Annotated in this window: 2 protein-coding genes and 1 pseudogene; 2 read left to right on the forward strand and 1 reads right to left on the reverse strand. The window is 52.4% G+C overall.

Translation table 11 applies throughout. The features are described from left to right. Window positions 1-207, forward strand: a pseudogene (locus QKD99_RS11300) (2'-5' RNA ligase); the annotation flags it as partial. Here QKD99_RS11300 and QKD99_RS11305 read toward each other — a convergent pair. Further along, on the reverse strand, window positions 204-1397 hold the full coding sequence (locus tag QKD99_RS11305; protein ID WP_347951472.1) for an amidase: 1194 nt from the start codon (window positions 1395-1397) through the stop codon (window positions 204-206). The pseudogene QKD99_RS11300 and the gene QKD99_RS11305 overlap by 4 nt on opposite strands. Window positions 1398-1670: 273 nt before the next feature. Between QKD99_RS11305 and QKD99_RS11310 the strand changes: the two genes are divergently transcribed. Continuing rightward, window positions 1671-5205: AAA domain-containing protein (locus tag QKD99_RS11310; protein WP_347951473.1), on the forward strand; the 3535-nt coding region annotated here is incomplete at its 3' end.

Consider the following 5205-nt stretch of genomic DNA (forward strand, 5'->3'; position numbering starts at 1 on the left):
AAAATCAGTGCCGCAAACCCGGACGGGCGTGGGCCGCGCTGGACTCCGCACCTGACCATGGGTTTGCGCCTGCCGCGCGAGGAGGTCCCCGGCTATATCCAAGCGATGGACGAGCTCACCTCAGCGCACTTCAAGGAACTTACCGCCGTCGAGGCCGCCTATTGGCGGCCGCGCACGCAGGAAAAGACCCTTCTAGCAGGGGCTTAGAGCAGGGCCTGCAGGGCACGGGCAACGCGCAGGACGGTCAGGTCCTCGCCCGGCTTGCCGACGACCTGCACGGCATCACCCACGCCTTCTTCCCCTTCGCCGCGCAGTGGCACCGTAATGGCCGGCCAGCCGAGCACATTGAACGGCTCGGTCCACCGCCGTAGGCTCGCGGCCGATTCCGCGGTATTGTCCGGGGTGATTTCGGACCACTTGAGGGGGCCGGAATCAAGGGTGGGGGTGAGGATAATGGGGGCGTCGGCAAGCAGAGCAAGGGCCTCTTCGCGCAGCTTCTCTACGCCCCGTGCGGCCGCCTCGTAGTCTTCCCGGCTGATATTTTCCCCGCCCAGGACGCGCTGCAAGATAACGTCTTGGTACTTATCGCGCTGATCCAGCAACGGCCGGTGGACGTCATAGACCTCCTTCAGGCGCATCGGCTCATAGAGCTCGGCCGTGGCGGCGATGGTGTCTTCCACATTCACGCCCTCGCTGAGTTCAAAGTCCGATCGTTCCAGCGCCGCTAGCAGTTCAGCGAAACGCTCGCCCTTGGCCTTAAGCGCCGTGACATCAACAGCAGAAACGTCCTGCGCCGTGGCCGGCTCTCCATCCGCAGTGGCAATAAAAGCCTGCTCAATCAGGTCAATCGAGCTGGCAAAGAAACCAATGCAATCAAAACTCGGGGCAAAAGGGAAGACCCCTTCGACCGGAATCACCCCAAAGGTGGGCTTGAACCCCAGCACGCCCTGGCATGCGGCTGGCACGCGCACCGACCCGGCACTATCGGAGCCCACTGTAAGCTGCAGTGCTCCGCAAGCTACCAGCGCCGCCGAACCGGAGCTCGATCCGCCGCCGCACACCTCCGGATCACGCGGGTTAATCACGCGACCATAAGCCGAGGCATCGCCCAAAATGCCATAGGAAAATTCTTGCAGGTTCGCTTTCGCTACCGGCAGGGCACCCTTTGCCGTCAATCGCTGTACCACCGGGGCATCCTTGACCGGAGTGCGGCCCACATTCACCTCGGTGCCGCAGGTAGTCGACACCCCAGCAACATCCACGATGTCTTTGAATGCCACCGGCTGCCCCATAAGCGTGGGCGATTCATCCACCGCGTGCTCATCAAACGGGATGATGGAAATCACCGCATTAAAGTTCTGCTGGGCGCGGTGCAGGCGATCAGAAACAGTAGGCATATCGGGAGCTAAGTCCTTTCAACGTCGGCGTCCTTTGATGCTAACGATGTCGTAGAAGGATGCAGATGTTACTACCGTACCTCAGGGGTCGGTCAACGGGCTTTTGCTTAGAGGCAGTTGAACACTGACGTCCTTTCAACAGGGAGGAAAGCTGGCCATTGGGGTCGTAATAAATTGGGTGTAATACGGGGCCAGACGGGGAGTAAGGTATCAGTGTTCCCTATGGGAAATTAGTTGTTTCTACTTTCTTTCCTCACGTTTGGAGTAAGACCCGTGCAGTTAAATGCTGATAAGGCATCACGCCTTTTCATGTTCTTGTCCGCTATGCAAAAGAAGAAAGAAAAAGTAATTCTTTCTACGGCTAAGTATGAAAAGGACGGCGGAAAGGTACTCAGACTAGAACGGCTTAAGGAAGTTGCAGAAGAGTCAGGACGCATTCAATTTGGCGGGTACATTCAAGAAGCCCTCCAATTAGATGAGAAATTCTTGGCTGATGATGGAGCCAACCCAAATCTAATTGCGGTATTCAAAAAGCCCGAGCCGGTTAATCTTCCAGATCTTCCTACGGGGATAGAAAACCTGGTTGATGGATCAACTGATGATCCACTCAAAGAGCCACAGCTAGTTACTGCTACTCAGATCTCGGACGATCAAGCAGGGCAATTTCAACGATGGCTGGAACAGTGGCGCCATTGGGCTGTTGCTGAGAAATATGCTCTGGCGTATCAAAAGGCCTTCGAAATCCAGACGAGTGCAAACCAACAAGCGGACGAGTTCGAACTCATTCTGGGATTGGGAAACCTTGCCTGGCAAGTGAGTGAAAAGGAAAAGGTAGACCGGCAGCTTTTCTCAGTCGTCTTGGCCATGGATTTGGATAAAAGGACCGGCGATATTCATCTTGAGTTAGGAGAGGGGGCACTGAAGATTGAAATGGAGCCCGTTCCTGCACAAAAGTTGGATGACAGTACGTTTTTGACCGATGTAAAAGGAGAAGTTGCCGCGATCGAAGGCGACATCTTGGATCCTGAAACCTTCGCAGATTTAGGCGCCGTAACTGCAAATGGGTTAGATACCAATGCGATTTATACTTCCGAATGGCAGCGCCAAGTTCCCTCTGAGAAAGCTGTGTTGGCATGGCAGCCAACCATCATTTTGCGTAAACGCCAACGTACGGGCTTTGCAACTGCACTCAAAGATATTGCTGTAGCTATCGAACAATCCGAAGAAATTCCGACTGGGCTGGCGCCGCTGATCGATCCCAACTCGCAAGCGGAGCTGCCAAAATCGAATGAGCCGGGTGCGACCTTTGAATCAAACGAAGAGGTCTTCACACCGCTACCGCTCAATGAGAAGCAAATGCAGGTTTTGAATCGAGTAGATTCTCACCCTCAAACCATCGTCCAAGGCCCTCCGGGAACCGGAAAAACACACATGGCAGCTGCCTTGCTTTCTCATCTGTTGGCTCAAGGCAAGCGTGTCCTAGTAACAGCAGAAGCGGATCGTGCTTTATACGAGTTACGAGGAAAGCTACCTGAGGAGATTCGTGAGCTTGCTGTTTCCGTGATTAGCTCTGGACAGTCTGACTTAGCGGAATTGAAAGTAGCCGTCGATACAATAAATCGACGGTCAAGTGATTATGACGAAGTAACATCTTCTCGAAAGATCCGAGAGCTGGAGCTGAAGCTAAATCAGCTCCGTGAAGAGCGAACTGCAGAGTTGAGACGTTGGACTTCGCTTATGGACTCTGAGAAGGCCTCGCTTGGTGTATTAGGCTACGACACGCAAATGTCTCGAGCTGTCGCGAAATGGGTGGACAGCAAAGAGGATTATGGGTGGATCGAAGCTTTACAGGTTCCTAATCTTGAGCAGCCATTTCCTTTGGACGCACAGGAAATTGACGAATGGTTTTCACTTTTGGCTTCCCCAGAGCTCGCTCAAGGTGGAGTGAGCTCCACCGGAGATTCCTTCGACTTCGGTGCGATTCCCACCGTAGATGAGCTCACGCAGGCAATCGAGGCCAAAGCTGGTGAAGAGGCCGTGAACCTCTGGATCGAAAATGAGACACCGGTTAGTGAACGGGAGGCTTGGGCCGATCTTGATGAGTCATCCCGAGTCGATCTTGAACAATCAGTCGCACAAGCCATAAATCAATTTGCGAAAATTCAGCAATTTTCCGCACCGTGGATGGACGACCTACTCCGTGATTCAATGAACGGAAATCTCGCGCAGTGGAAAAATGGACTAGATTCTTTTGCCAATGATTTTCATGGAGCCCAGCAGCGAGGTGGAAACTTGGCTGTTCTCCGGCACATTGAGATTTCCGGCCAATTTGATTCCTTCGTACCGTTGGCGAGGTCAGTGCAGACTTTCCTTCAGAATGGGGGTCAAATTAAGACGAAGGCGGATGGTCTTCCAAAGACCGGTCTACTTACAAAGCCAATAATCAAAGAAGCAGCACCGTTTTTTGAAGGTGTTCGAGTAAATGGAATGCCGCCCACAGGCTTAGCCGAAGTGAACCTTTACCTAGAGTATGTGGAGTTTGAATGGGCGCTCCACTCACTACAACAGTCGTGGAGGTATTCACGGCCAGCTGAGCATTTGTCTCCTATGGAGAAGCTAGGCTTCTGGAGAGGTGAACTTCAGAAATTCTCGGAATCAATTTCCCAAGTCGAGCAGCTCGGATATGCCTTGGGAAGAATCGAAAGCTTTGGATTCAGGGCCGATTTAGGAGAGCTAAATTCGCTATCCAATCGAATTGAAAAGCTTAGAGAGGCTTCAGGGGTCCAAGCCACTGCGGCACGGTTTTCTAACCTCATTTCCATGGGGATGGCAACCATTCGCGACTTTAAGCAGAATTCGGATGCCGTGGAATGGATAGACAGATTAGAAGTAGCGCTGGAACAGCAAAATGCCTCTGAATATGAACTTGCTCTCGAGTCAGCACAGTCTGCTGCCTCGTATTCTGGTGCAATTCGGCGTCGCAACGAGCTTTCCCAAAACGCGAAAGGTTGGTCTGCATTACTTGTCCAAGCACTAAAGGACTCCAATGACTTCGGGTTGTGGCGACACCGTGTTCAAAATATCGAAGAAGCTCGGTACTGGGCATTGGCAGGAGAAAAAATCGCTGCCCGAACAAAGGCGGATCCTCAGGAAATCTCGCGTTCAGTTCGATTTATCGATGAAAGAATTTCAAAGACTATCGCGGAGCTCGCCGCTGCCCGAGCTTGGTCTAAGGCTGTAGGAAAAGACCGAATCGATCCAGCAACTCAATCGAGTCTTGTAGCGTATAGCCAAGCAGTTACTCGCCTGGGAAAGGGAACTGGAAAATATGCTGATCGACGTAAGCGAGATGTGCGTAAGCACTTAGATGCTTGTCGTTCCGCGGTTCCAGTGTGGATCATGCCGATCTACAAGGTCGTTGAGCAGTTCGACTTGGAAGAAAACATGTTTGATGTCGTTATCGTAGATGAGGCATCACAGTCGGGTGTCGATGCCATTTTCTTGCAGTATTTGGCTCCGAGAATGGTAGTTATCGGTGATGACAAGCAGGTTTCACCAACCAGTTTCCACGACTTGGAAGAAATTGGAAAGCTAGCTCAGCAGTATTTGTGGGACTTCGACAAGATAGATTCTTGGTCGGATCCCGCTCGCTCACTCTTTGATGAAGCTAATATGCGCTATGGAGGACGGATCACGCTAGAAGAGCACAGGCGCTGTGTTCCAGAAATCATCGGGTTCTCGAACCAGTTTATCTATGAGCCCGAAAACATATCCCTTAAACCAGTGAGGGAGGTTGAATCTGGCCGGG

It is taken from the genome of Corynebacterium sp. c3Ub_189 (assembly GCF_039907195.1).
In the GTDB taxonomy this organism is placed as follows: domain Bacteria; phylum Actinomycetota; class Actinomycetes; order Mycobacteriales; family Mycobacteriaceae; genus Corynebacterium.

Bases quoted from the DNA above. Each gene is read 5' to 3' on its own strand.
- QKD99_RS11305 (WP_347951472.1), bottom strand. From the start codon at position 1,397: ATGCCTACTGTTTCTGATCGCCTGCACCGCGCCCAGCAGAACTTTAAT.